The sequence below is a fragment of the Synechococcus sp. B60.1 genome, from assembly GCF_047462555.1.
Taxonomy (GTDB): Bacteria; Cyanobacteriota; Cyanobacteriia; order Thermostichales; family Thermostichaceae; genus Thermostichus.
The window spans coordinates 1-3,318 of record NZ_JANSJN010000157.1 but is presented as its reverse complement, the minus strand read 5'-3'; the positions used below and the strand labels follow the sequence as shown (position 1 = coordinate 3,318).

Annotated in this window: 2 protein-coding genes; both read right to left on the bottom strand. The window is 50.7% G+C overall.

The window, feature by feature from the left end; genetic code table 11:
* Nucleotides 1-516: 516 nt before the first annotated feature.
* Nucleotides 517-1,653, bottom strand: coding sequence for an Ig-like domain-containing protein (locus NW863_RS12575; protein ID WP_414366769.1), 1,137 nt, complete (start codon nucleotides 1,651-1,653; stop codon nucleotides 517-519).
* Nucleotides 1,654-1,807: 154 nt separating this feature from the next.
* Nucleotides 1,808-3,318, bottom strand: a 1,511-nt coding sequence (locus NW863_RS12570; RefSeq protein ID WP_414366767.1) for a type II secretion system protein GspD, incomplete at its 5' end; no start/stop codon positions are given.

Below are 3,318 nucleotides of genomic sequence, written 5' to 3'. Positions count from 1 at the left end.
CTTCTTGGCCGCGACGTGGAGGTGCAACTGCAGCAACCCCGAGAACATCAGGTGGAGCTGGCGCTCATCGCCTGTCCCGGATCCCAGGCCACCTGAGCAAGACAGCGGGGCTTAGGTCCTTTGCTTCTCTGCACGACTTTTTCACAGTTTTGTTCCTAAGATTAGAACGACTCACACAGGTGTGTTGAAGACTGAGACACTAGAGGAAGGAGACTTGGGGATCCCCATATTTGGGATCCCTATTTTTTGAATGATAAAAAGTTAGCAGGATTCCTCTCGGAGCGACACGAAAACAGCGCCAGCAATGACGCTAATCTCAGCTCTCGTCCTCAAGCTGGTTGCCAGTCGCTTGCCAAAAGCTTCTACAACCCACCTCATGCAATCCAAGGGATCCCTGGCAGCAGTTGTCACCGGTTGGTCTCGTAGGGTTTTGGTTCCAAGATAAGCAGTTGGTCAAGAAACTTAACATCTAGGTCAACTCATCTTAACTCAATAAAGACTCCCCGAGCCATCGGGTTAACTTTTGTGGGTCTCAGCAGCCCAATCCTGAATAATCCAGGTACGCAAGATCTGGATTTCTTCAGGGCTCAAGTGGCCCAAGCGATCCGTGCCGGTGCCGTTGCGGCGAATGTAGGCCAATTCGGGAGATCCGCTGCGTCCAATAAAAGAGCCGGGAAATTCTCCTTGGGGATCACTCACGGGGGGTCTCGGCGTCGGCACAGTTCCCGTCCCAAGCTCCGATAAGGAACCGGGGGCGTCGGCCCCTTCTCCTTCTGCATTCAAGGGGATCCCTGCCGCCCGTTGAATAACAGCATGGCGAGCCAACCAGCGCGGTTTCAGCAACTCGCTATTTTCTGATCCAGGCGTTACGTAACGCATCACCGCGGCGTAGCTATCCAAAGGGCTGCGCCGCATCCGACCGGCCCGCTGATGACAACCCACACAGCTAGCATCCAGTAGGGGCTGAATATCTCGCTGGTAGGTGTATTGAGGCTCGGTGCGGAAGGTCAACTCTATGGGATTTTGTAAATCTAGCTCTTTGGCAGCAGGTAAGAACACTCTGTAATCGGTACTGTAGTTGAGTGGCTGTAAAGGCTGTACAATTAGCTCGTTTCCCTGGATATCAAAGGCCACTTCCAAAGGAGGCTGGATCCCAAAAGCCAAACTCGTCATTCCTGTCGGAAGCTCTCGGTCGAAACGCAGGCGAATACTTTGATCAACTGGGATCCCTCTTTGGCCATTGGAAGGATTGCTAGAGACCAATGCGACTCCACCTTGAGGAAGAGGAGTAAATTCTACCTGAGCTTTTCGGGCCCCCACTCTTGGTTGTAAAAGAGTTAATGCATTGGGATAGAAAGTGGCATATTGCTCCAGTTGAGTTGGCGATGGGCTTTGCTGCCAAACACTACGAGGCATTCGCACCGTGAATAGAGGCAGCTGTTGTTCCCCACTTTGCCCCAGTACTTCTAAAGTGAGCTGCTCCGCCTGCGGCTGTGCCTGAAATTGTTGTGCCAAAGTCTGCCAAACCAAAGAGCGCGATTGTTCGACAAGCTGTGAATAGCTTTGACCCTGCACCTGTAGAGAGAGATGATAGGTTTGCGGCCATCCTACCTCACCCCAAGCCAGCACCCAGACCAACCCGAAGGTGAGCAACAGGGATCCCAGCTTCAGCCAAGGCCGGCGGCGAGAGTTCGACATCAGCATTAATCAGCAACGTATCTTAGGGTTTAGCCGTTTCTATGAGAATCTTCCATCTTTGGCAAAGCAACCGGTCTGAGAGAATGACAGTCATTGGCGGGCCACTCTTCTACTCTTCTAGAATAGTTGGGGTAATCAAGACAACAACTTCACTTCTAATGTTCGTCGTGTTTTGCCTACGAAAGAGAGCGCCTAGCAGAGGGATCTCAGCAAGAAGTGGAACCTTATCAACAGACACTCGATCCTCCTCTTGTATCAATCCTGCCAAAAATAGTGTTTCCCTGTCTTTAAGTCTGATTTGCAAAGAGCCAACAGAACGCTGATTGAGCAAGCTAATTACGGCTCCGTCTGCTAAAGTGATTTGGCTACCGATAGATGAAACCTGGGGAAGAAGATTCAACGTAACGTAGCCATTGTCATCAATCCTGACGTTTTGAATAATTAAGTTGACTCCTGCGTTTCCTTTTTCAAAAACGACTGTTGACGTACCCGTTGCAGGGTCTGTTACCAATCTCCTATTGGTGATAACTTCTTGACCAACTACAATAGCCGCGCCCGTGTTGTTAGCGACGACCACTTTTGGGTCAGCCAGTATCTTGGCTGTTCCTGAAGCAATAGCTGCATCTATGCGGGCCGCAAGAGATTGCTGGAGTCGGTTTAAGGTGTTGAACACAAGTGAGCCGCCAGTTCCTACGGAAGGAACTACGCCAACGTCAGGAACCGAAGATCCCGCAGGTTGGTTGAGGGGAGTTCCACCAAAGGTGGTATTATCTCCAGAGCCCAGTGCAAAGTTGCCAGAGGCACCGCCTAATGCCACTCCTAGACTAGAGTTGTTATTGAGGTTAATCTCAATAAACCTAGCACTAACTAAGACCTGACGACTTCTAAGATCAATCTGGGCAAGGTAGGCTGCAATCACATCATGCTGGGCAGGTGTGGCAACAATAGTTAGTGAGTTTGTTCTTGGATCTGCTTGAATGGCTGACTCTTGAGCAAGAGGGATATTCGATGCTTCCAGGATAGCTAAAATTCTACTTCTGATTTCACTTGGAGTGATACTTAGTTGTCTAGCATTGATTTCGACTGTTGCTTGCCCGCCTCCGGCCCCAGCAGCAGTAAGGTTAAAGGTCTGTTCTGTCTCTTCGATTCTTAGTTGATTAAGTCTATATGTTTTGACAATCTGCTGGCCGACTCCAGGAAGGCTAGTGCCGATAAAAACTGTTTGCCCTACACGAGTTGCTTGCAGTTCCTTCAGCCGCAAGATAAAGTTGAACGTTTCCTGTAAGGGTGAGTCGGCTACATCTAAGGAAATCGTCAAGTCCGGAGGAACGTCGTTAAGAACTACATTTAATCCAGCTCGACGTACCAAGAGACTCAACACATCACCTACGGGAGCATCCCTCAGGGTTAAGGTAATCTTGGCATTTGAGCCCAAGTCAACTGGAGGGGGAGCAGGAAGGATGCTGCCGACTGCAAGATCCCCTGCCGGAGGAGCTACTGCTCGACCCTGGAAGGGAGAAGTAGTGGGATCAACGGATCCCGATGGCAGTTGGGGTTGGTTAAGCTGCCCTACGGAAGGCACCTGAGAAATGACCGGCCCAGGGGAAGCCGGCTGAGGGG